The 23,247-nt window shown below is 63.9% G+C and carries 18 protein-coding genes; 3 read left to right on the forward strand and 15 right to left on the reverse strand.

Annotated features, from left to right (window positions below):
- Positions 1-258 precede the first annotated feature (258 nt).
- Positions 259-624: a DUF3653 domain-containing protein gene (locus tag DGN21_RS10325; RefSeq protein WP_215824908.1), complete on the forward strand. Its 366-nt coding sequence runs from the start codon at positions 259-261 to the stop codon at positions 622-624.
- 25 nt (positions 625-649) lie between these two features.
- Here the strand turns inward: DGN21_RS10325 and DGN21_RS10330 are convergent, their stop codons facing one another.
- The 11 genes from DGN21_RS10330 to DGN21_RS10380 all read right to left on the reverse strand — a co-directional run bounded on the left by DGN21_RS10330 (position 650) and on the right by DGN21_RS10380 (position 6,404).
- Entirely contained in the window at positions 650-790 is a 141-nt protein-coding gene (locus tag DGN21_RS10330; RefSeq protein ID WP_215824909.1) for a hypothetical protein, read from the reverse strand.
- A complete protein-coding gene (locus DGN21_RS10335) occupies positions 790-1,062 on the reverse strand; it encodes a hypothetical protein (RefSeq protein WP_215824910.1) in 273 nt (90 codons plus the stop codon). The genes DGN21_RS10330 and DGN21_RS10335 overlap by 1 nt, the downstream gene beginning before the upstream one ends.
- A gap of 147 nt (positions 1,063-1,209) precedes the next feature.
- Complete coding sequence (locus tag DGN21_RS10340) at positions 1,210-2,352, reverse strand: zonular occludens toxin domain-containing protein (RefSeq protein WP_215824911.1); 1,143 nt, start codon at positions 2,350-2,352, stop codon at positions 1,210-1,212.
- Positions 2,352-2,636: a DUF2523 domain-containing protein gene (locus tag DGN21_RS10345; protein WP_046935694.1), complete on the reverse strand. Its 285-nt coding sequence runs from the start codon at positions 2,634-2,636 to the stop codon at positions 2,352-2,354. The genes DGN21_RS10340 and DGN21_RS10345 overlap by 1 nt, the downstream gene beginning before the upstream one ends.
- Positions 2,637-2,643: 7 nt before the next feature.
- Complete coding sequence (locus tag DGN21_RS10350) at positions 2,644-4,047, reverse strand: hypothetical protein (RefSeq protein WP_215824912.1); 1,404 nt, start codon at positions 4,045-4,047, stop codon at positions 2,644-2,646.
- 141 nt (positions 4,048-4,188) lie between these two features.
- On the reverse strand, positions 4,189-4,416 hold the full coding sequence (locus DGN21_RS10355; RefSeq protein WP_087910976.1) for a hypothetical protein: 228 nt from the start codon (positions 4,414-4,416) through the stop codon (positions 4,189-4,191).
- 28 nt (positions 4,417-4,444) lie between these two features.
- Positions 4,445-4,645, reverse strand: coding sequence for a hypothetical protein (locus tag DGN21_RS10360; RefSeq protein ID WP_046935692.1), 201 nt, complete (start codon positions 4,643-4,645; stop codon positions 4,445-4,447).
- A 9-nt stretch (positions 4,646-4,654) separates the two neighbouring features.
- On the reverse strand, positions 4,655-4,927 hold the full coding sequence (locus DGN21_RS10365) for a hypothetical protein (protein WP_046935691.1): 273 nt from the start codon (positions 4,925-4,927) through the stop codon (positions 4,655-4,657).
- A gap of 109 nt (positions 4,928-5,036) precedes the next feature.
- On the reverse strand, positions 5,037-6,107 hold the full coding sequence (locus tag DGN21_RS10370; protein WP_215824913.1) for a replication initiation factor domain-containing protein: 1,071 nt from the start codon (positions 6,105-6,107) through the stop codon (positions 5,037-5,039).
- Positions 6,104-6,256 (reverse strand): hypothetical protein, encoded by a 153-nt coding sequence (locus DGN21_RS10375; protein WP_184622980.1) that lies wholly within the window; start codon positions 6,254-6,256, stop codon positions 6,104-6,106. The genes DGN21_RS10370 and DGN21_RS10375 overlap by 4 nt, the downstream gene beginning before the upstream one ends.
- The gene (locus DGN21_RS10380) at positions 6,249-6,404 is read right to left on the reverse strand and encodes a hypothetical protein (RefSeq protein ID WP_181120860.1); all 156 of its coding nucleotides are present in this window, start codon (positions 6,402-6,404) and stop codon (positions 6,249-6,251) included. The genes DGN21_RS10375 and DGN21_RS10380 overlap by 8 nt, the downstream gene beginning before the upstream one ends.
- Before the next feature lie 152 nt (positions 6,405-6,556).
- On the opposite strand from DGN21_RS10380, the gene DGN21_RS10385 reads away from it, so the two are divergent.
- Positions 6,557-7,033: a DUF3693 domain-containing protein gene (locus DGN21_RS10385; protein ID WP_252374659.1), complete on the forward strand. Its 477-nt coding sequence runs from the start codon at positions 6,557-6,559 to the stop codon at positions 7,031-7,033.
- 273 nt (positions 7,034-7,306) lie between these two features.
- On the opposite strand, the gene DGN21_RS10390 is transcribed toward DGN21_RS10385, so the two are convergent.
- The 4 genes from DGN21_RS10390 to DGN21_RS10405 all read right to left on the reverse strand — a co-directional run bounded on the left by DGN21_RS10390 (position 7,307) and on the right by DGN21_RS10405 (position 23,026).
- On the reverse strand, positions 7,307-8,917 hold the full coding sequence (locus DGN21_RS10390; RefSeq protein ID WP_160954704.1) for an MBL fold metallo-hydrolase: 1,611 nt from the start codon (positions 8,915-8,917) through the stop codon (positions 7,307-7,309).
- Positions 8,910-9,794, reverse strand: coding sequence for a thioesterase (locus tag DGN21_RS10395; protein ID WP_160954703.1), 885 nt, complete (start codon positions 9,792-9,794; stop codon positions 8,910-8,912). Before DGN21_RS10395 ends, DGN21_RS10390 begins: the two co-directional genes overlap by 8 nt.
- On the reverse strand, positions 9,791-10,768 hold the full coding sequence (locus DGN21_RS10400; protein WP_104553440.1) for a TauD/TfdA family dioxygenase: 978 nt from the start codon (positions 10,766-10,768) through the stop codon (positions 9,791-9,793). The genes DGN21_RS10395 and DGN21_RS10400 overlap by 4 nt, the downstream gene beginning before the upstream one ends.
- Before the next feature lie 114 nt (positions 10,769-10,882).
- A complete protein-coding gene (locus DGN21_RS10405; protein WP_252374710.1) occupies positions 10,883-23,026 on the reverse strand; it encodes a non-ribosomal peptide synthetase in 12,144 nt (4,047 codons plus the stop codon).
- On the opposite strand from DGN21_RS10405, the gene DGN21_RS20170 reads away from it, so the two are divergent.
- Positions 23,021-23,170: a hypothetical protein gene (locus DGN21_RS20170; protein ID WP_252374718.1), complete on the forward strand. Its 150-nt coding sequence runs from the start codon at positions 23,021-23,023 to the stop codon at positions 23,168-23,170. The genes DGN21_RS10405 and DGN21_RS20170 overlap by 6 nt on opposite strands.
- Positions 23,171-23,247: the final 77 nt, after the last annotated feature.

The following is a 23,247-nucleotide window of genomic DNA, read 5'->3' on the forward strand; positions in this document are numbered from 1 at the left end:
ACTGGACGCCGGACCTGTGACTTGGCCGGTGGTGGGGTGAAAAGTCACAGCTTTACCGAGCCCGGTTAACGGGGGCATTTCCTCCGCGGCAATCACCGGTTGCAATGCGAAGATAGGCCGCCAGGGCGTACAGGAGCGTCAACACCACATTTCGCATAATGTATATTATGTCAAAACGCCTGCGGCGCTGGTTGCGTTCGTTTGCTGCTGCGGTCACGCCGCGGCGGCGACGATGGCACGCCAAATGGAGATTGGCAGATGCGTGATCGACAACTGACCGGCCCCTGGGCCGGTTTTTCGTTCGTACGGGGCGAGCTGGTGACCCCGGAGGGAAAGGCGTTCACAGCCACCCAGCTCACCTGGCTGGCGCTGACATCAAGCCTGGCGCGGGAATGGTCGGCGATGATGGACGAAGCAAAGCTAAGGACCTGTAACCCTCAGTACAGACGCCTGTACGTGCCCAGTCCGCCACATCGGTCATCAGCGGCCAACGTGATCTACCTTCGGGACGTGATCCAGCGCAAGCATGACGAGCGGTCATCAGTGGTGGATGGCGCGGGGTCCGCCGATCGAGCGCAGGTGGTGCGTAGAACGCGTGGGCCTCGAGCTCCACGGCGCGGGTGAGGCGTTATCCGTAGGGGCATTGCCCCTACACCCCTTTCTTGGCTGCTGCCAGGCGTCTGGCACGCCGGCGGTGCATCACGTTCTCGATCTCAGCCCACACGATGGCGATGATGCAGGCGGCGAGCCAGAACAGGCAGACAAACGTCAGTGCGTCCTTGTTGATCATCAGGGATACCTACGAGCGAGCTCGGCGACGTACCTGGCCACAGTGCGCTTGGTGGAGCCGTTAACGATGGTCTGGCGGATCTGCTCGAGCAAGAGCGCATCGGTCAGCTCCTGCAGGTTACGGCGACCCTTGACCAGGCGCTTGGCCTGGCTCTCACGGTAGCGCCTGGCGCGCTCAGCATCGGTCATGGCAGCCAGGCCGTTGGCAGGCGGCCGGCCTGGTCGGCCAGGCAAGGGCAGCTGCAGCGTGGATCGGTCCTTGTCGTCGCGCATGGGATCAGCCCTTACGCCGGCGGAGAGATGACAGCGGCCAGAAACACAAGACCAGCGCCAGCAGCACAGCGATCGCGAACAGTGTTTCGGTATCCATGCCCTACTCCCCTTGTTGATGAGTGAATCATATCGTGACGCGTCACGGAATCAAAGCTGCGCTGTTGTATCTGGGATGGTGGTCGAAGTTTGATACGGCTTCGACTCCGGGAACGTACCTGCAGCCCGCGACGTAGACCCGATGACAGTGCCAGGCACAGCGGCCACCTGGTCGTGCACCTGGTCAGCTGGCGGGACATACGGAGGCGGCGGTGCAACCGGCTGCTTATACGGGTTGTACGGCGTGCTGTTCCTGGCCACCGTGCGGCATTCTGGCTGGCTCATCTCGTACTTAGTGCCCTGCTCTGTCATGCAGCTGCAGGAGGCTTCCTGGTGCTTGCCCATGGCATCTGTGCCGGCGAGGCTGGACATGCAGTAGAGCTGGGGCTGACCTGCAGGAGATCCACCGTCATAAATCGGTGCTGTCCAGGGCATCGTAGCGAACCGCGCGACATGTGCCTTTGCGTAGTCGGTGGGTGTGTCGTAGGTACGCGGCCCCGGTGCGCCCTTCGCTGAAGCTCCAGTCACCCCGGTGCCGCTGTGTGTCGTGGCGGCTTCCTCGTTGATTTTCTCAATCTTCGCGCTGTAGCTGTGCTTCAGGTAGTACATCGCGGTGAGGATGATCAAAAGGCCAATGCCGACCATCTTCACCCAGGTCGGAATGCTGCGCTTAGTGGTCACCAGAGTGGTGGAGGTGTAGTAATCGAAGACGTATTTCGGCCTCACCCAATCGACGATATTCCCGCACGGGCCAGCGACGTTGCCCTGGTAGGCGTCCCACTTCTTCAGCTTGGTTTTGCTCTTCATGATCGAGGTCTGCCGCACATGGCAGTGCTCTTCGTAGAGGCCACGCAGGAACGGATCGAGCTGCAGGCCTTGCTGCGCGATCAAGATGAAGTCGAAGCCGCGATGACGATGGCGTGCCATCGGCTCAACATGCTCAGGCACCTTCGCACCTGGGTTGCGGTTCGGAAACACGGTGTAGCACTCGTCAAGGATGATCACCGCACCATCTGGGCAGTCCTGCCACTTGGTGGGGTCTTCGAGGTGCTTCCACCCTGCCCGCTCGTAGTCGAAGTCCTTGATGCCGTGGGCGTATATCTCGCGCCCTTCTTTCTTGAACGCGAATGCCTTGTCGATCGCGTAAGCGGTCTTGCCGTGGCCTGGTTGGCCGGTAACGAGGTAAAGGGCCATTAGGATTTCACCAACTTGGAGAGGATGGCTTTCTGCGACACCGCTGCGGCGATCGCGGACAGGATCATGGTGACGGACACGCCGATGCCGCTGGCGTCCCAGTAGGCGACGCCGACAGCGCCGAGGCCGGGCAACCAGCCGGCGATAAACGACTTGAGCGACGGCAGTGCAACTTCGTGTGCAACGAACCCGATGCCGAAGGCGATCAGCACGCGGCCGACGATGCCAGGCAGATATGTACGCAGACCCTGCAGGAGCGCGCTGATCAGCGCGCCGATGATCATAGGCATGTCAGCCCACTCCTCTAGCGAGAATGAAGACGGAGACGCACGCAGAGACGGCAATGAGGCCGGCGCGTAGGCGTGCGATGAAGGTGCACCACATCGGCGGTGGCGAGGCGAACGTGGCCGAGTAGGCGCTGGCGATCACACCACCGCTTGCAGCTTCGAAACCTGGGCAGGTACCACCGCCACCGAAGCCGGATTGGTCGAGGTCGTCGGTGCTGATCTTCTTGGTGGTGAGCACCTTGGTGTCAGCGTCAGACGCGCCTGCGCCCGGGTCCTGCGACATGCCGCCGACCTTAGTCCAAGCGGGTTGCTCACCATTGCTGCCGCCATCGCCGGTGCCCTTAGCGAGCAGCTTTTCTGCAGCACAGGCACTGCGCCACTGGAACAGCATGGAGTTGTACTCAACAGCGTCGCACTTCTCGCCAGTGCACACAGGCATGGCGGCGCAGGTTCCCCCGCTGACGTTGCGGTTCTTACGCGTGTTGCAGTCAATGCGCCACTGAATCCTAGCCTGGCCGCACATGATCGCGTCGCCGCTGCAGCTCGGAGGTGTATTGCAATCATCGCCGCCGGAGAACTGGCTCTTATCGGGGTCGCCCTCTCCATCACCTTCACCGTCTGGCTCGCCGTCACCGTCACCGTCTTTCTTGCAAGTGCCATCAGCGCCGCGCACCTCTCCTGCAGCGCACTGACCATCGCCAGGCAGGCAGCTGCCAGTGGGCGATTTGATCTGCCCTGCGGGGCACTCGTTATCCTTTGGCTTACAGGTGCCGTCCTGGCCCAAGACCATGCCCTCGGGGCACGCGTTAGGTTCGCAGTTGCCCTTCGCGTTCTTGGACTGCCCCTCAGGACACTTGTCAGGCGGCGTAGGCTCGCAGACGCCAAGGTAGGCGTTCCAGTTGTAACCCTTCATGCCCTCGCACGTCTTAGGCGGGTCATTAGGGCACACCGCTCCAGTGCCTTTCCAGGTCATGCTGTCATCAGCGTTGCCAAACCACACGCCATCGCATCCGTTTCGGCAACCAATGCTTCCAGACCGTGCCGAACCGACGTAGGTGCCCCATGGTCCACCGCCGGTGTAATCCGGTTCGTCCTCACAGCCTGCGAGGTACCTATAGTCGTTGGGAAAATCGGCATTGAGGTTGGCAGGGATGCGAGTGTCTGATGCGATTCGGCGACTCACCAGGGAAGACTCGTGGACGTCAATGCACAGATAATTGGCGCTGCCGGGATTTTCTGATTTCCACTTCGAGGTATCAGCGTTACACGCCGCGATAGCATCACCCACCTTTGGGTATGTGGCAGCCTGTGCACGACTGACGCCGCAAAAACCTAGGGCGATAGCGACCAGGGCATAGGCGAGTCGGCGCGCGATCGCAGACGCGAACACGCGGCCGAGAAAGCTCAACTGTCCAGTGCGAGCCATAGCGCCCCCAAGATGGCGATCATGACGAAGTAACCGACGTATTCCATAACTCCCCCTTTTCGTGTTGCGTCACAAAAAAGGGCGGGGAAATCCCCGCCCTGCCCTGTCTGCCTGGCTGGCCGATTACTTGGCCAGACGACGACCGAGGCCGATCATGGCGATCACGGCGCAGGCGCCGAGAACGATCACGCCACCGGCCAGCAAGTCGGACTTGTCGATGCCGTCGGTCATGGCTGCGGCGACTTCACCGGCAGCGAAGGCGGAGCCAGCCATCACCGATGCGGCGGCAGCAGCGACGGCTGCAGAGGCCTTGGCGGCGATCGAGGTCGAACGAGTGGTGTTGGTCTTCATGTGGTGCTTTCCTTTGATGGTTGGTTGGTCAAGCGAGAGAGATACGACGCCCCTGCCGAATCATGAAACCGATGGCCCAGCAACCCGCGATGATTCCGGAGATTGCCAAGCCCTCGCCCGCGTCCATCGGCGGAGGAAAATTGGACGCAGGTGCGTAAAACGGGGCCGCACATTGCTGCGTGGAAGCGTTGTAGTCGGCTTCCTTGCAGTGCAGGACAAAGACGGCCATAGCGGCTCCTTAGGCCGCCTTGACGGCGGGCTTGTCGACGCGGACCAGGGTGGGCTTGCGCGGCAGCTCGAAATCGCCGTAGCGATTGACGCCTACGTTGTCCTCGAGGTTGTACTCGTAGACGCCGTTTTCGTAGGGCGGTTCCTTGCCAAGATCCAGGCGGACCGTCTGGCGGAACTTCGGGGTTTCAGCACTGGCTTCCTGGGTGCGGATGATTCCGCTACGACCCTGCTTTTCCCAGTGTTTTTCGTTGACGTGCTGGCTGGTGATCGTGATCTTCATTGCGATGGTTACCTTGATGGTGATGGTGCGGAATTCCGTGACGCGTCACGGTGCGGTGGCGGTGAAGTGGTTGGGCCCCGCGCCGCAAGCGACACGGTGCCCCGGAGGGTTAGGCGCAGTCGGGGAATAGCTCGTCCAGCTGATTGCTGATGCGTACCTCTAGGTCGAGCTGCTGCAGGTTCTTGAAACGGCCAGGCACGCCGTCGTGGCTCAGGTAGCGCTGCAGGACTGACACGGCGTATTCGGGGCTGCGGCTGTTCAACGCGTTCCAGAGGACGCGGAGCGCTGTACCGGCTTGCGTGTCGATGAATTCGATCATGGCCTTGACCGAGGGGTTGACCATGCGTTCCTTGAGCTCGAGGCGTTCAAGTTCGCCAAGCACCAGGTCAGCGAGGATCGTGTAGGCACTGGCAAAGTGCTTGCCTGGATCGACCATCGCACTGAGCGGAAGAATCATGCGCTTGGCGTAGAGGCGCACCTCGCAGCGGGTCCACTCGCTTTCTGGGTCACCAAGCTGCTTGCCTTTCTCGTAGATGCACAGCTCTTTGTGGCCCTTCTGGCCGACGTAGAACGAACAGCCCTTATCGGTGCCTTCGTCGCTGATGTGCTTAGCGTGCGGAGGCCGGCCATTCATGGTGAAGCCACCCTCATGGTAGGCGTCGCGGAAGTGCTCCACGTCGAACCACTTGCCCATGTGGTCGTCGATAGCGATATCGATGCGGGTCAAGTGCGCACCAAGATCCTGCGCGACGCGCTCTGCATAGGCCCAATTGGGCACGTGAGTGCAGCCCTGCCCTGTCAGACTGATGCAGACCTCGCCAGCATCCGAAATGCCGATGCGACCACAGACGCTTGAAGTCTCATCGATGAGGATGGCGCTGCGCTGGTAGCGGAAGTTCCACAAGCGATCGACCAGGGCGCCGGCGACAATGCTGCCGGAGGTGCCAAAGACGTAGGAGACCATCTCCTGGGCGCTCATTCGCTTCAGCAGCTTGATGGCTTTATCGGTGTCGAACACCAAGGTGCAGAAATCGATGATCGGCTTCGAGAGACCTTCGAGGGTCTGAGACTTTTGGCCCGTGTTACTGCTCGGGCCACCCGGCTGCGCCGGGCCTGCACCGGCCTGATTGCAGGCTGCGACCGGTGAAAAGGGTAGGCAAAGGGCGAGCAGCGGGGTCACAGAGCCACCGCCGGGGTGTTGCCGATTAGCTGGATGCGCTGCTCGATGAGGGCGTCATAGACAGAGACCAGCAGCTGCTGGCGGGCAAGTGCGGCGCGAGCGCGCAGGGAGTAGAGCTCATGCAGCTTCGGACCGGGCAAATCAAGCACGGCGCACCTCACGCTTGGCATTAGCAACCAGGGCGGCGGCGCGGTAATCGGAGTCGAGGCGGTTGAATCGAGCCTGGCGGCGATAGGCGATCGACACGAACACGGCGCGCAGATATGCGCACGCGATCAGGACCAGCCAGATGGCCAAGATATTGTGATGCGTCACGAAATGTCCCCTGTTCCAGATCCCCTACCCTGACCCGTGACCCCCGGGGGGTACCGGGGGGCGGGGCGCTTAGCCACACTAAACGCAAGCGCTTGTATAGTTCAGCGAAACAGGAATGTAAAGGTCAGCTAAACATGAGCGCGGAAAACGAACTGATCGACCTGGTGCGAGCAGGCGGAAAATTCAGTTCAGACAATGCGTTAGCTCAAAAGCTAGGGGTGACCAGAGCGATGGTTAGTTCTTGGCGCTCGGGCAGATATGCCCTGCCAGACGAACGAATTGCGCAGCTTTGTGCGCTTGCCAAGCTGGACGGAGCGAGCTGGATGGCGAGGATTCACACTGAGCGTGCAGCCTCAGCAACAGAGCGTGCGCTCTGGCAATCGATCCTGGACAGACTGACCCCGATCACTGCGGTGGTCGGGGCGTTGATCCTGGCCATCGGCATGATGCCGGCGACGATTCAGAAAAAGCCAATTGAAATCAATAACTTGCACGCTCCTAGCGCGCATAGTCTGTATATTATGTCATATGCTATTTCGTGTCTGGGCTTTGGTTGCTGCCGTAACCACGCAGCAATGTCCGTGGATCCAGCAAATCTAAGTCCCTTCTGACCCCCATATCCACTGGCAAGCGCGGTCGGCACCTGGCTTAGGCTAGCTGGCGGTGACGACGGGTTCATCTGTTGGCGATAGTCTTGGCCGACAAAGCCAATCTTGCTTGAACTGCGGTCACAGCACCCCTGCGCCGCTTCACAGGGCCTGGTGGCTCGATCAACCTGAAAAAAGCTCCTTCTTGCTTCATAGGCCAAGTGCGGTCGCTCAAATCCGATAAGGAGGTCATGATCTGAGAGCACCGGTGGCAGAAGCCTCCCGCGCGGACCTCGATCAACCTGGACCGAGATGGACGGTCTTCTTGCCGTACAAGCGTTCGGCCGGAATTCCCCTCCCCTCGCAAGCTTCGAGCATGCGTCCTGTTTCGACCATCTGCGCGGAATGCTCGTCGTACTCGATCCCCATGAAGTACTTGTACCAGGGCTCCAGCCCCAGCGCGTAGAGAAAAATCCGTGACGGCTGAAGCATGTCGGCGATACGTGCGGCTTGTTCGTAGCCAGAACCGTTGAGGCGACGCGACTCCTTGATCTTGCGGCTGACCAGTTTGGTGTGCAAGGCGCCGTACAGCCAAGTGTACGGGGCGCCGACACATTCCATGCCAATCGCCATGATATCCAGCGCGCCAAGTTGATCGGCGATGTGTCGGTACATGCGCGGCTCTAGGTTGGACGAATCGGCCGCCAACAGTATTCGCTTTCCGCCAAGCTCGACGAACCACGCGGCTTTGGTGCGCACGTTGAGGTCGCCGTGCTCGCCCAGGAACGGGATGCTGACGATGCGTCCGCCCCGAACCGATAGTTCCTCCATGTCATCCATCTCGACTGCGTGGAAGCCAAATTGACGCAGCAGCAGGCGTAGCGAGGGATCGGCCAAGGTGCCGCCATTATTTCGCGGGACCAGCACCTTGCCGGTCTTGTGGCGCAGCTGCAGCAGCGTCTCCAAGTTGGCGTGGTCCTGATGATGGTGGGTGATGCAGATATAGTCGATGTGCGGCGGCAACTCACTAAAGCTGATGACGTCGTCGGCGAAGGATTCGCCACGTGAGGCGATCACCGGGTCGATCAAGATCGACACCTCGGCGGTTTCGATCAGAAAGCCGGCGTGGCCGAGATACTGCACACGTACGCCCTCTGCAACTGCCTGATGTTTCCGCTGTGGGGCTTGCGCGGTAAACAGCTCGCGATAATCGAGCCCGCCGCGCGTTGGACGATCGGCGAACAGTGCATCGACCTCCGCCGGGCCTAACGCTTCGGTACGTGCGCGGAACAGCTTATCGATCAGTGGATCGTTGTAGTCGGCTGCGAGCTGCAGATTGTCGCCGGCCGGCAACCTCGGCGTGCTCATTACGAACGGGCGATCGCCCTTGGCGTCGAGACGACCGAACAACAGATTCTGGAGTCGCGGTTTGTAATACCGGCTACGGTACAACAGGCCCTCGATCAACCGATAGGAGGGACGGTGTTCCAGATCCATGGTCAGTTCAACGTAGCCCTTCAGCGATTCGGGTACACGCTCGTAGAGCGGCTCGACCGACTCGCCGCTGGTGTGTTCGCGCAACATCTCGTCCAGCTGACGCACGGCGTCAGACAGTTCGACTAAGTCGGCATGATCATTGTCGATTGTATCCACCATTGCGCGGATAGCGGGGAGCTGATCCTCGCTGCAGTCCAGGTACTCGGAGCCGGCCATCCCCGGCTGCTTGACTGCCATCATGTGCAGCTTATGGTTCTTGACGAACGAGTTCATGATTCGGCGATGGGTGTGGACCATGTGCCGCGCGCCAGTCACTGGCGGCAGCAGGTAGGGCCAGGCATACCAGCCGTTGATCAGCGGTTCGAAATAAACGTCCTCGCGCAGGTACAGCGAGTCGGATGAATCAGACATGGGCATTGCCTTCCTGATGTTCTGACTGGTGTTCGAGCTTGTTTTCATGCCGGTGCTCCGGCGTGCGGTGCGGGTTGTGCGATGCTGGATCGGGCGAGAGTCGTTCAGCGCCTGCGATCTGCTCACCGCGCAGCGTGCGTCCGACGAGCGCGATCAGTTCGTGCATGTACCTGTGAATGAAGAAATGACCGCCGGGCATGCGATGCAGAGTTGCCGGTCGCAACAGCCTCTGTTGCCAGGCGCGCGTGCGCTCGATCTCGAAACTATCCTCTTTGCCGTGCACCAGCGTCGTTGCGACATCCAACGGGACCGGGTGCTCGAACCGGTAGCTCTGGCCTTGAGCAAAGTCTGCGCGCAAGCCAGGCATTACCACCTTCAATAGCTCACGGTCGGCCAACACCTCTTCAGACGTGCCCTGCAGTTCGCGCAGCACCTGCACGAACGCTTCGTCGGGTATCCGAAGATAGTCACGTTCTTGGATGCGCGTCCATGGCGCGGGACTGCCGGTCAGGATCAGGTGCCGTGGCATGGGCAGGCCACGTTGCTGCAAACGGCACGCCAGTTCGAATGCGATCACCGCGCCGTTGCTGTGGCCGTAGAAGCTAAAGCTACGCTGCGCCAGCATCGGTTCGATTACCGGCATCAGCCCGTCTATCAGCGCCGCGATCGTCTGGCATGGAGGCTCGAGGATTCGTGCCCCCTTGCCTGGCGCCTGCAAGGCGAAGAGCTCGTAAGCATGGTCCAGCAGGGCTGGCCATTCGCGGAACAGATAAGGGTTGCCGCCGGCATACGGGAAGCAAAACAGCCGTTCCCCTGCGCTGGGTGCTGAGCACCGCACCAGCCAGGATCCGGGAGCGCGATTGGCTGCCGCGTTCATGCGGCCGCCTCGTGCGGACGGGCCATGCCGACCAGAACCTGGCGGTTGCCGGCGAAGGTGCCGCGACCATGCGAATAAAGCATATTGTCGAGCAGGAGCAGATCGTTGCGTTGCCATTCGAACGCGATCTGGTGCCGCTGGTAGACCCCTCGCACTTGGTCCAGGGTCGCCGGGTCGATCGGCTCGCCGTCGCCGTAGTAGGTATTGCGTGGCAGCTCGCTCTCGTCCATGACGCTCAGCAGGCTGGCGCGCAGTTCCGGTTCCAAGTTGGTGACGTGGAACAGATGCGCCTGATTGAACCAGACCTGTTCTCCACTGTGCGGATGTGTCGCAGTGGCCTGATTGATCTGCCGTGTACGCAACCGTTCTTCATCGAGCCATTCCCATTGCAGACCGTTGGCTGCGCAGAAGGTCTCGACCTCGGTGCGGCTACTGGTCTGGAACACCTCGCCCCACGGGATGTCGATGTCCGAGTAGTTGCGTACATACATCACCCCATCGCGCTCGAAACGCACGCGCACGTCATCGGGAATATCAGCCAGCACCTTGCGGCTATCGCAGATTGGCGTTGCGCCGCCGTGGCTGGCCGGCATCGTGCAGAGAAAACCGATCCGCATCGCCCAGCGGTTCGAGTACGAGTTCTCGTTATGCTGGGGAATCACTTGATCAGGATGATATTCGGTCGCCGTATAGACACTGCCTCGTAGCTCGGTGCGCGGGGTGGACCGGTATGAGTATTGGATCAACTCTTCGCCGAACAGCGTCGTCAACACAGTACCGAACTGCTGGCTACCCAGAAAACGGAGCCCGCGGATCAGCAGCGCGCCATTCGCCTGGAGCAGGCGTTCGATCTGGCTGTGATTGTGCTCGGCCCAGTCGGTCACCCGCACCGTGCCGGTATCGACTTCTAGCAACAACCGGGTGCCCTGGATTGACTTCAGATCCTCGCATCCCACCTGACTCAGGTCTTGCATGTCTCTTTCCCCTAGCGGCCAGTTCCAAGTATCCAGTCCAGTGCGATACGCCAGCCGGAATTGTCGACGACGTCATTGCAGACAGCCAAAGCGCGGATAGACGTGAGCACGTGCTCATGCAGGCGCCGGCTGCGGCTGCAGCGCATCGAGCAATGCAGCGGCCAGGGCGTCGACGTAGGCCTCCTGCAGCATGCTCAGATGTTCACCGGGCACCACGGCGTGTCGTGGCGGACGAAGGAAATGGCTGCAATCCTGCCGCGCCAGCTCGTCACGCGGCAACGCGATCGCACGCCCCCGCTCGGCACGAAGGTGCCAAGCCACGCCGCCAAATCGGGTGCTTGGACGATAGTCCAGCATGATCTGTCGCTGGGCCTGATAAACCTGCGCGAGTTGCACAACCACCGCGTGCGCAAGCTCCGGCACTGCCCCCTGCTGCTCCTGCAGCCACTCTCGACGCAATTCCAGCACGCTGTCGAGGAGTATCAGCTGCACCTCGATGCCCTCGCGTTCCAGCGTGCATGCCAGTTCGAACGCCAGCGCCGCGCCGAACGAATGGCCGACCAAGACGATGGGAGCACCGCCAATGGCTGCTTGTGCGCGTAGCGCCGGTAGGCAGACCTCCAGCATCGAGATCAAATCCTCGTGCGGCCGGTGCGCACCATCCAGTCCGCGCGGTTCGAACACCTGCATCTGGACCTGTTGACCGAGCGCGCGTGCCAGTGCCAGGTAAGACGCCGCCCCCAGGCCAGCGGCCGGCAACATAAACAGCGGGCGGCCGCCATCGCCGCCGAACGACACCCATGCAGTCCCCTGCTCGCTTTGGGTGGGATGGTCCTCGCGCAAGCGCTCGGCCAGCTCGCGTGGCGTGGGATGCTGGAACACATCGCGTACCGACAGCGTATGACCGAAACGCGCTTCCAGCATCGCAATCAGGCGGATCGCCAGCAGCGAGTGGCCGCCAAGCTCGAAGAAATTCGACGTGGCGCCGACCGGTACCGTTTCGCCCAGCAAGGCCGCCCATAGTGCCACCAGCGTGGCCTCGTCCTGGTCGGCCGGCGGTTCAACATCGGCTGCCAGGGCGAAGTTCGGTGCCGGCAGTGCGCGCAAGTCGATCTTGCGGTTGCTAGTTAACGGAATGCTGTCCACCGGCACGATCGCTGCCGGCACCATGTACTCAGGCAACTGTTGGCGCAGCATCGCCTTCAGGCCCAACACAAGCCTCATATCGGCGCTCTCCTCGCCATCGCGGACGACATAGGCGACCAATCGCCGTGTTACTCCGTCGCCACACGCGGTGACGACAGCAGCTCGGACGCCATCGGCCTGGCGCAAACGGGCTTCGATTTCCCCCGGCTCGATGCGGAAGCCGCGGATCTTGATCTGGCTGTCGATTCGGCCAAGGAACTCCAACTCGCCCGTCGCCAGCAGCCGCACCAGGTCACCGGTTCGGTACATGCGCGTATGCAGCGCATCCGGGTCGTTGACAAAACGCTCTGTGGTCAGGTCCTCACGCCCCAGATAACCGCGTGCCAGTCCGGCGCCTCCCACCCAGAGCTCGCCGGCAACGCCGATCGGCTGGCGGCGCCCGTGCGCGTCGACCACTGCGCACGCGACGTTAGGCAGCGGCCGACCGATTGTGATCCGTTCGCCTGGGCGCACCTGCGCCGAGGTCGCGCAAACCGTGGTCTCCGAGGGGCCATAGGCGTTATGCAGCGGCACATACTGCGACCAGGCCCAGGCGTCGTGCGGATCACACGCCTCGCCAGCGACGATCAGACAACGTAGATCCGCGTGCGCGGCCGGCGACATCTGCGCGAGCAGCGCGGGTGGCAGGGTCGCATGCGTGATGCCGCCGTCCGCAACCAGGCGCTGCAATGCGCGTACCGAGAGCCGCTCATCCTCATCGCAGACATACAGCGAGGCGCCGTGTGCCAACGCCATCAGCCATTCCCACGCGGCGGCATCGAACGAGATCGAGGCAAACGCCAGTACCCGGCTGTGGGGGGCAAGAGCGTAAAGCTCGTTCTGCGCATGGGCCAGGTTGACCATGCCGCGATGTTCGACCAACACGCCTTTGGGGGTACCGGTGGAGCCGGAGGTGAACACGACATAGGCCAATGCATCGGCAGCGAGCTCGCGTTCCGGGTTCTGCGTAGATCGTCCGCCCAGCAGCGCGTCTCGTAAAGGCTCATCCAGCGGCAGCAGGCAGCGCTCGCCCAGGCACGGCAGCGCTTCGACCAGGTCCATGCGCGTGACCACGAATTCGGCGGCGGTATCCTCAAGCATTGCCTCGATCCGCTCTTCCGGATACGCGGGATCCAGCGGCAGGTAGGCGGCGCCGGCCTTGAGGATGCCGAGGATGCCCACCAGCAGATGGGGGCCGCGATCCAGGCACAGGCCGATCACCGCCTCCGGTTGCACGCCCTGCTCCAGCAGGTAGTGCGCGACTTGGTTGGCGCGACGATTGAGCTCGCCGTAGCTCAGTGACTCCTCGGCACCAAGTACGGCGACGGCATCCGGATCACGACGCACGTGTTGCTCGAACAATGCATGCGCCGTGCTATGCGGATATTCGCGCCGCGATGGTCGGGTCAATGCCTGCAGAGCCTCCATCCCCGGACCGTCCAGCAACGGCAGCGAAGCCACCGTGGCATCTGGGTTGCGTGACAGCGCATCGAGCAACACGCACAAACTGTCCGCCAGCCGTTGCATCGTTTCCGGCGTAAACAGGCTACTGGCGAAGAGCCAGCTGAACTCGATGCCGCGGTCGCTTTCGCTCGCGTGCAATTCAATGTCGTAACGGGCAACGTCCTCGCTTGCGCGCGCATCGGACACGTTCAGACCCGGCATCGCGAACTGCGGCGAGGCCAGGTTGTGCAGGGTCAGGCTGATCTGGAACAGGGGCGAATGGCCGAGACTACGTGCCGGATTGAGACGGTCCACCAGGGTCTCGAACGGCAGATCCTGGTGTGCAAATGCCGCCAGCGTGGTTTCACGGGTGCGCGCCAGCAGCGTATGGAAATCCGGGTCGCCCGACAGATCGTTGCGCAGTACCAACGTGTTGATGAAGAAGCCCACCAGCGCCTCGGTGTCGGCATGAGTGCGACCGGCGACCGGCGAGCCGATCACGATGTCGTCCTCGCCGCTGTAGCGGCTCAGCAGAGTGCAGAAGGCGGCCTGGATTACCATGAACAGGCTGGCGTCGTGTCGGCGCGCAAGCGCGTGCAGGCGCGCCAGGCAAGCGGCGTCCACGCGGGTACGTAGGCGGGTTCCGGCGAACTCGGGTTGTGCAGGACGCGGTAGATCCAGCGGCAGGCCGTGCACAGCGGGCAATTCGGCCAGCTGGCGCTTCCAGTAGTCCCACTGTCGGTCAAGGCGCGCGCCGTCGAGGATGCGTCGCTGCCACGCTGCGAAATCGGCGTATTGCAGAACAGGCGTTGGCAGCATCGACGGTCTGCGTTCTAGCGCAGCCGTGTAGATCTCGGCCAATTCGCGCACCAGCACGCCGACCGACCAGCCGTCGCAGGCGATGTGATGCACGGTAAGCGACAGCACGTGGCGGTCGTCGGCTTCGCGGCATAGCAGTGCACGCAGCATGAGGTCGCGTCCCAGATCGAACGGACGAGTGGCTTGTTCGCGCAGTAGCGCGCCTACCCGTTCGCCACGCGCCGCCTCGTCCAGTCCGCGCAGGTCGATCCGCTCCAGCACATGTGGAGGCACCGGCAACGGTTGCTGCACCGGCTCACCATCGTGCTCGGCGTAGACGGTGCGCAGGACCTCATGGCGTTCGACCAGACTGCGTACTGCGTGCGCCATTGCCTCGGCGTCGAGCACGCCCTGCAGGCGGACGGCGGTCGGGACATTGAATTGGCGACTATCGCCGCCGAGGCGATCAACGAACCACAGCCGCCGTTGTGCAAACGACAGCGGCAAGGGGCGCTCACGGCCGACCGGTTCGATCCGCCCATCGCCGGCTGTGGCGGCCTGTTCCAGCCGCTTCGCCAGCGCCCGGATAGTGCCGTCCTCGAACACTGCGCGAATCGGCAATTCCAGGCCCAGCACGGCGGCAACCTGGGCTGCCATTCGGGTCGCCAACAGCGAATGGCCACCGAGGTCGAAAAAATTGCTTTCCACGCCGACCCGTTCGATTCCAAGCAATTCGCGCCAGATGTCAGCCAGCGCATGCTCGGCGGGCGTGGCGGGTTCGACATGCGCGGTTGCGTCTTGAATGGCCGGTTCCGGCAATGCGCGGCGATCGACCTTGCCATGGCGGGTCAGCGGCAAGGCCGCCAACGTTGCCCATGCCGACGGCACCATGTAGGCCGGAAGGCGGCGGCGCAATTGTTCACGCCAAGGCCCGACCGCACCGCCCTCTCCCGCCGCATCGGTCGTCGGCACGACCCAGGCCGCCAACTGCCGCGATTCGTCGGCACCGACCACCGCGGCCACCGCATCGGCCACGCCGTCGCAGGCGCGTAGCGCGGCCTCCACCTCCCCCAGCTCGATCCGGAAGCCGCGCAGCTTGACCTGATGGTCATCGCGACCCAGGAACAGCAGGCTGCCATCGGCATGCCACATTGCGCGGTCGCCACTGCGATACACCCGACCGCCGCCGCTCTGCACGAAGCGTTGCAAGGTCAGTTCAGGCTGGCCCAGATAGCCGCGTGCAAGACCCTTGCCGCCAATGCAAAGCTCGCCCGGCACGCCCATCGGCACGCGCTGGCCATGCCGATCCAGGACCTGCACCAAGACATTCGGCAGCGGTCGTCCGAGCGTAAGACGTTCGCCGACCGCGACGTCGGTCCCGGTGGCGGCGACGGTTGCCTCGCTCGGGCCGTAAGAGTTGACCACGCGGCAGCGCTGCGCCCAGCGCCAGGCCAGGCGTTCGTCGCAGGCCTCGCCGGCGACTACCAGCACCTCGGGCACGTGTTCCAGAGCCGGATCGAGCTGGGCCAGCAGTGCTGGCGGGATGGCGGCATGGGTGATCCGGTTACGGACCAGCAGGTCGGCCAGCAGCGCTGGCGCGTGCCGGTGCTCTTCATCGCAGATGTGCAGCTCGGCACCAGAGGTCAGCGCCATCATCCACTCCCACACCGCGCCATCGAAGCCGATGGATGCAAACGCGAGCACCCTCGACCCGGGACCAGCGCCGTACAACTCGGCCTGCGCCAGCGCCAGGTTGACTATGCCGGCATGCGTGAGCTGCACGCCCTTGGGTCGGCCAGTCGAGCCGGAGGTGTAGACAACATATGCCAGACGCTCGTCGCCTTCGCGGTCGTCGACTGGCTCCGGCAACGACACCGGGGACGCGGCGGCGCGCAAGGCGCGCAGGTCCCAACAACGGCACATGCTGTGCCATGGCGGCGGCGCCCCCGCACCGACTAAATGCACGACGCCGGCGTCTTCGAGCATCGCTGCGGCGCGTTCGGGCGCCTGAGTCGGGTCGATCGGCAGATAGGCTGCGCCGGTCTTGAGGATGGCCAGGACGCCCACCGGCATCGTTGCATCGCGCGGCGTGCTCAAGGCGACCACCTGACCGGGCCCGATTCCCGCCGCACGCAGGTGCAGGGCCGCGGCCTCAGCCCAGCGGTCCAGCTCCGCATAGCTCAGCGAGCAGACTGCATCGACTACCGCGGTCGCGTTGGGTGTCCGTCGCGCAGCCGCTTCGAACAACGTCTGCGCCTGCAGATTGGGGCGCGCCGACACGGGACCGCACTCCAGCTCACGTAGCCGCGCCAGCTCGGCGGTGCCACATACCGGCAGACGATGCACCGGCTGCGTTGGGTTGGCGACGATCGCATCCAGCAGGACTTCCAGACCATCGGCCAGGCGCTCGACGGTAGCGCGCTCGAACACACTTTCGGCCCAGCTCCAGGTGAGGTTTAGACCATCGCCGGTTTCGGCGGCCACCAGCGCCAGTTCGCCGTCAATGCCGGCCGCGCCAAGTTCCCACGGTTCGATCTCCAAGTTATGCAGGTTCAGTGCGGCGCGTTCGTGGTTCTGCAGCGCGAAGGCGATCTGGAAGAGCGGACCATGACTGGTCGCGCGTTCCGGTGCCAACGCTTCCACCAGCGCCTCGAATGGCGTCGCCTGATGCGCGAACGCGTCGAGTACCATTTCGCGATTGCGCTGCAGCAGTTCGCTGAAGCTCGGTTCGCCCGACAGATTGCTCCGCAGCACCAGCGTGTTGACGAAAAAGCCGATCAACGGCTCGACTTCGGCCTGCAGACGGCCGGCAATCGGTGTGCCAATGACGATGTCTTCGGTGTCGCTCCAGCGACCCAGCAACAACGCGAATGCGGCTTGCAGAGCCATGAATAGCGTGGCATCGCCGTCGCGCGCGATCCGCTGCAACCGCTCGACGCGGTCACGGTTCAGTTGTCGCTGCAGGCGGCCAGCGGCGAATGCGCGTTGCGCCGGGCGCGGACGATCCAGCGGCAGCCCGTGCACCGGCGGCAGCCCATCGAGCTGACCGCGCCAATACGCCAGCTCGCGGGCAAGCGTCTCCTGATCGAAGGTCTCACGCTGCCATCGGGCGAAGTCGCCGTATTGCACCGGCAAGGGCGGCAGCGCGTTGTCGTCGCCTACGCGAAACGCTTCGTACAGGGTCACGAACTCACGCAGCAAGATGCCCTTCGACCAACCATCGGAGGCGATGTGGTGGGTATTGACCACGAGCACGTGATCGTCCTGGTCCAGATGCGCCCACAGCGCACGCAGCATTGGTGCCGCGGACAGGTCGAACGGCGCGGTCGCCGCCTCGCGTATTGCTTCCTGCAACCGAGCTTGGCGGATGTCGCCATCGAGTTGGCGCAGGTCGACCCGGCGCAACGGCGCTGGCATCGGCGCACGCACGATCTGATGCGCCTGCTCGGCATTGCCGGCAAAACTGGTGCGCAGCACGTGATGACGCTCGATCAGCGCATCCAATGCACGTTGCAGTGCCGTTGCGTCCAGCTCGCCACGAAGCCGCACTGCAATAGGCAGGTTGTAGTGCGCGCTGCCGCCTTCCAGGCGATCGAGGAACCATAGCCGCTGCTGCGAGAACGACAGCGGATGCTCGCTTTGATCAACGACCGGGCACACAGGCGGCAGCGCCGCTGCGGCTTTGTGGTCGACGTAGGCCGCCAGTTCGCGCACGGTCGGATGCTCGAACACCGCACGCACTGGCACCCGCCGTCGCAGGCGTGCAGCGATGAGTCCGGCCATGCGCGTGGCCAGCAACGAATGGCCACCCAAGTGGAAGAAGTTCGCGCGGGCATCGATGGGGCCGCTTGCAAGCAGTTCGTCCCATAATGCTGCGATGGCCTGTTCTGTGGCGCCGGCCAACGGGACCTCGCTCGCCGATGCCTGCGGCGGCGGCAGTGCGCGACGGTCGATCTTACCGTTGGCGGTCAGGGGCATGCGTTGCAGCAGTACGAATTCGGAGGGCTGCATGTAATCCGGCAGCCAGCCACGCAGGCTTGCGCGTAGGGCCTCGCTCCACGTCAGCGGATCGGTTGGCGGCGATTCCGCAACGACATGGGCCAGAAGACGCGCACCGTCGCCCTCCCCCACCACGCTCACCACGACCTCCCTGACACCGTCCGCGCGCAGCAGGCGTGCCTCGATTTCGCCCAGTTCGATGCGGAAGCCACGCAGCTTGACCTGGTAATCGGTGCGGCCCAGGCATTCGATGCTGCCGTCGTCCAGAACGCGGCCCAGGTCGCCAGTACGATAATGACGCAGCGTGCGGCCGGGAGCGATGTCGACGTCGACGAACCGAGCTGCGGTCATTTCCGCCTGGCCGAGGTAGGCGGCGGCGAGGTTGGCGCCGGCTACGCAGATCTCACCCGGCAGGCCGTGCGGCACTTCGCGCAGGCGCTCGTCGAGGATTCGGATCGAGGTTGAGTCAATAGGCCTGCCGATCGGCACGAACGCGCGTTCTGGAATACCGTCGACAACCTGGAAGCTGACGTCGGACATCGTCTCGGTCGAGCCGTACAGATTGCACAGCACTGTATCGGGCAAGGTTTGGCGCAGGCGTGCGGCAACGTCGGATTTCAACGGTTCGCCGCTGACGAACCAGTAGCGCAGTCCCTTCAGCCGTACGGAGGCGCCCCCCAACTCGGTTAGCGCGCGCGCTAGCGATGGCGCTGTCACGATCCGGGAGACGCCCTGCGCCGCAAGCAGATCGGCGAAGGCCTCCAGATCGATGACGGTATCGGCCGGCACTACCAGCACCGGCATCCCGGCGGCCAGGGGCACGAACAATTCCCACACCGCGCGCACGAAGGCAGTACTGGTGATCAGGCAGGCAATCTCATCGTCGGCAACCGGGAAGCGCCGGTGCATCCAGCCGATCCGGTTGGCCAGCGCGCCGTGGGTACCGAGCACCGCCTTGGGCTGTCCGGTCGAGCCTGAAGTGAACAGAATGTGCGATGCATCGTCGGCGGCCATCGTCGGCCACGGACGCGCCGGTCGGGCGTCCCGCGGAGAATCGACGATTACGATCGGCATGGCGACGGCGAGGCGCGTGCGCAGATCGCTCCGCACCAGCAGGGCGCGGACCCGCGCCTCCCCAAGCATATAACCGAGGCGTTCATCGGGCAGCTCCACCGCTAACGGCACGTAGACAGCGCCGATCCGCAATGTCGCCAGTACCGCAACGGCATAGTCGATTCCGCGCGGCGCGAATATCGCAATTGCGTCGCCGCGGCCCAGGCCGTGCGCATCGAGTTCCTGCGCCAGCGCCTCGACCCGCTGTTCGAGCTCGCCGCGCGAGATTCGCGCGTGCTCGTCGATCAAGGCAAGCGCGTCCGGCGCCTGCATCGCCAGCACACGGATCTGCGCATGAGCAGCGCCATCGAATGTCCGTTCCGGCTCCGCGCTCGACGCCTCCGGCGGTGTTGCGGGCGCCGGATTTGACTGCAGCGGCAGGTCGGAAATCCTCTCCGACGGATCGACGACTGCCGCCTCCAGCAGGCTTAGGAAGGCGCGGTTGAAACGGGCGATGGTCGCCTCTTCGAACAGCGAGGTGCGGTACGACCATTTCAGGACCAGGCGCTCTCCGACCACACGCGTGTACAGGGTCAGATCGGCCTTGGACAGGTCTTCTGCATCATCGCCTTGCAACGGCGACACTTCCAGATCTTCCGGCGACTCCGGTGACGGCGCGCTGGCCTCGAAACCGTTGATCAGAATTTGCACCAACGGCTGATGGCTCAGGCTGCGCTCGGGTCTGAGCTCGTCGACAAGCATGTCGAAGGGAATATTCTGGTGGCTGTGTGCATCGAGCAGCACCTGCCGGTTGCGGCGTAGCAGTTCGATGAATTCCGGATCGCCAGACAGATCCGAACGCAGGACCACGGTGTTGATGAACAGTCCGACCAGTCCCTCGAGTTCGTGGCGTTCACGCCCGGCCATCGGCATGCCAACAACGATGTCGCTCTCGCGACCGATCCGGCGCAATAGCACGGTAAAAACACTGTGCAGCAGTGCGAACAAGGTGGCATCGTGCTGCCTGCAAAACGCGCGCAGGGCCGCGGTCCACGGCGCGTCCAAGACCTCGAACAAGGTGCGACCGGCAAAGGATTGGCGCGCCGGGCGTGGCCGGTCCAGCGGCAGGCCGTGCAGGACCGGCAGCCCGGCCAACTGCTTGGTCCAGTACGCCAGTCCACCGGCTTGGGCCTGCTGCGCCAGTTCGAGGCGTTGCCACGCGGCATAGTCGGCGTACTGAATCGGCAACGGGGGCAGCGCAGCCGGTTCGCCACGCCGATGTGCGGTGTAGCTGGCGAGGCATTCGCGTACCAGCACCTCGTTGGACCAGCCGTCGGAAGCGATGTGGTGCAGGGTCAGCAACAAGGCGTGGTCCTCGCTGCCCAGGCGGACCAACGTGCAGCGCAACGAAGGATCGCGCTCCAGGTCGAAGCCGCGCCGCGCCTGCCCACGTGCCAGCGAGGCCAGCTCGCGTTCGCGCTCCGCGGCGGCTAGCGCCGTCAGATCGACACGCTCGATGCGCAGCGGACGTGCAGCGTGTACGACCTGTACGGCGCCATCGTCGACGGCATGGTAGGTCGTGCGCAGTATTTCGTGGCGCTCGACCACGCTGTCCAGCGCCGTCTGCAGCGCGACCGGATCGAGCGCACCACGCAAGCGCAGCTGCATCGGCATGTTGTACTGGGCGCTGTCGCCTTCCAGACGATCGATGAACCACAACCGCTGCTGTGCGTAGGACAGCGGCAGCGGCTGCGAGCGGTCGGCCCCGGGGATCGTCTCGGCGGCTGTCTCCGGAATCGCCTCCAGCGCCGCCGCGAGGGCCTGCAGGGTCGGGTGTTCGAACAACATGCGCACAGGCACCCGCCGTCGCAGCAGCTTGCTGGCTTCGCCGACCACGCGCATCGCCATTAGCGAATGACCGCCCAGCTCGAAGAAATGGGCGCCGCGACCGATCGGTGCGAGTCCGAGGACACGCTCCCAGATCGCCGCCAGCTCTCGTTCTATGGGTGTCTCCGGCGCTGCCGAGTCGTCCCGGGAGCGTTCCGGCGCCGGCAGGCGTTTGCGGTCGAGCTTGCCGTTGGCTGTCAGCGGCAGGCTCTCCAAGGGTACGTAGACCGACGGCTGCATGTACGTCGGCAAGCGCGACGTGGCCACCGCGCGAAGCGCCTCCTCCCAGCCCTCGCCCGAGACACCGCTTACCCAGGCCACCAGGCGTGCCGTAGCACCCTCCCCGTGCACCCCCACCGATATCTCGCGCACCTGCTCCCGCAGCACCGCCTCGATCTCGCCCGGCTCGATCCGGTAACCGCGCAGCTTTACCTGCCCGTCCATCCGGCCCAGGAATTCCAGCGCCCCGTCCGCTCGCCAGCGTACCCGGTCGCCGCTGCGATACATTCGCCCACCCGCCTCGAACGGATCCTCCAGGAACCGCTCTGCCGTGCGTGCCGCATCGTTCACGTAGCCGCGCGCCACGCCCGCACCGCCGATGTACAACTCGCCCGGCACCCCACGCGGCAACAACTGACCCGACGGCCCCAGCACGTAGAGCCGCGTATTGCTCATCGCTCGACCGATCGGCAGTGTGCCCTCGCCCGACAGCACTGCCTGGTCCAGCCGCTGCCATGTGCAGCCCACTACCGTCTCGGTCGGACCGTAGTGGTTCACCAGCCGCGCCTGCGGATACTTGGCCTGCAACGCACGCGCCAGCGACGCCGGGAACGCCTCGCCGCCGATCACGAACGCATGCGCGCCTGCACGTGGCGATGCGTCGGCCAGCTGCAGCAGCCCCTGCACGTGCGAGGGCGTCAGCCGCAGCAGCCATGCTCCGTCTGCCTGCTCCAGCCGCCGCGCCAGCGCCGGCAACTCCTCTCCCGCCGGCAGCAGCTCCACGCACCCGCCTACCAGCAGCGGCACGTACAACGACGGCACCGTCAGGTCGAACGCGTGCGAACTCGCCACCAGCGATCCATCCAGCGCCTGATCGTAGTAACTCTCGCGCGCGAATGCGCAATAGTCGGCCAACCCGGCATGGAACACCTCCACCCCCTTGGGTTCGCCGGTCGAGCCGGAGGTGTACAGCACGTAGGCAATCGCATCATCGGCCAGCCTCGTCTCCAGCGGCTGCGCGGGGTACTCGCCAAGCCAGTCCGGATCGGTGCCGGCGCCGTCCAGATACAGCATGTCCACCCCGCCCAGCGAGGCTGGCGCCGAGCTGCTTTCGACCAGCACCACGCTGATGTTGGCGTCGGCGATGATCCGTGCCAGGCGTTCACTGCCCTGCCGCAGGTCCAGCGGCACATACGCAGCGCCGCTGGAGAGCACCGCCAGCAGCGCCACCGGCAGTGCCAGCCCGCGCTCCATGCAGATCCCAATGCGATCGCCTGGGCCAAGGCCCTGTTCGCGCAACGCGTGGGCCAGGCGGTTAGCGTGCGCGGCCAGGGTCGCGTAGTCGGTGCTCTCCCCGCTCTCGGTCGCGCGCAGTGCAATCGCCTGCGGGCTCCGCGCAGCCTGGGCCTGGAACGCGTCGATGAGGCCATGTGCGCGCGTGCGCGCCTGTGACCTGCCGCGGCCCAGCGCCAGCAACTGTTCGCGCTCCTGCGCGTCGATCAGCGCCAGCGAGTCGATCCGCTGCTGCGGATCGGATAGCAGTGCCGCAAGCACCTGCTGGTAGGCCTCAGCAATACGGTCGATGGTTGCGCCGTCGAACAGGTCCTTGTAGGTCCAGGCCAGGGTCAGCCCGTCGCGGCCTTCGCCGACACTGAGATCCAGATCGAAATGCACCTGCTCGACATTGTTGACGAATGGTTCGATCTGCAGCCCGGGCAAAGCAAGCTCTCCGGCCTCGTGGTTCTGGACCACGAATTTCACCTGGCACAGAGGGTTGTAAGCCATGCTCCGTTCGTGGCGCAGCGTGTCGTTGACTAGGTCGAAGGGCACATCGGCCGCAGCGAATGCATCCAGCGCAGTGGTGCGTACGCGGGCGATCACCTCCACCAGCGTCG

Origin of the sequence: Xanthomonas sp. MLO165, from assembly GCF_018831305.1 — a bacterium.
GTDB lineage: Bacteria > Pseudomonadota > Gammaproteobacteria > Xanthomonadales > Xanthomonadaceae > Xanthomonas > Xanthomonas arboricola.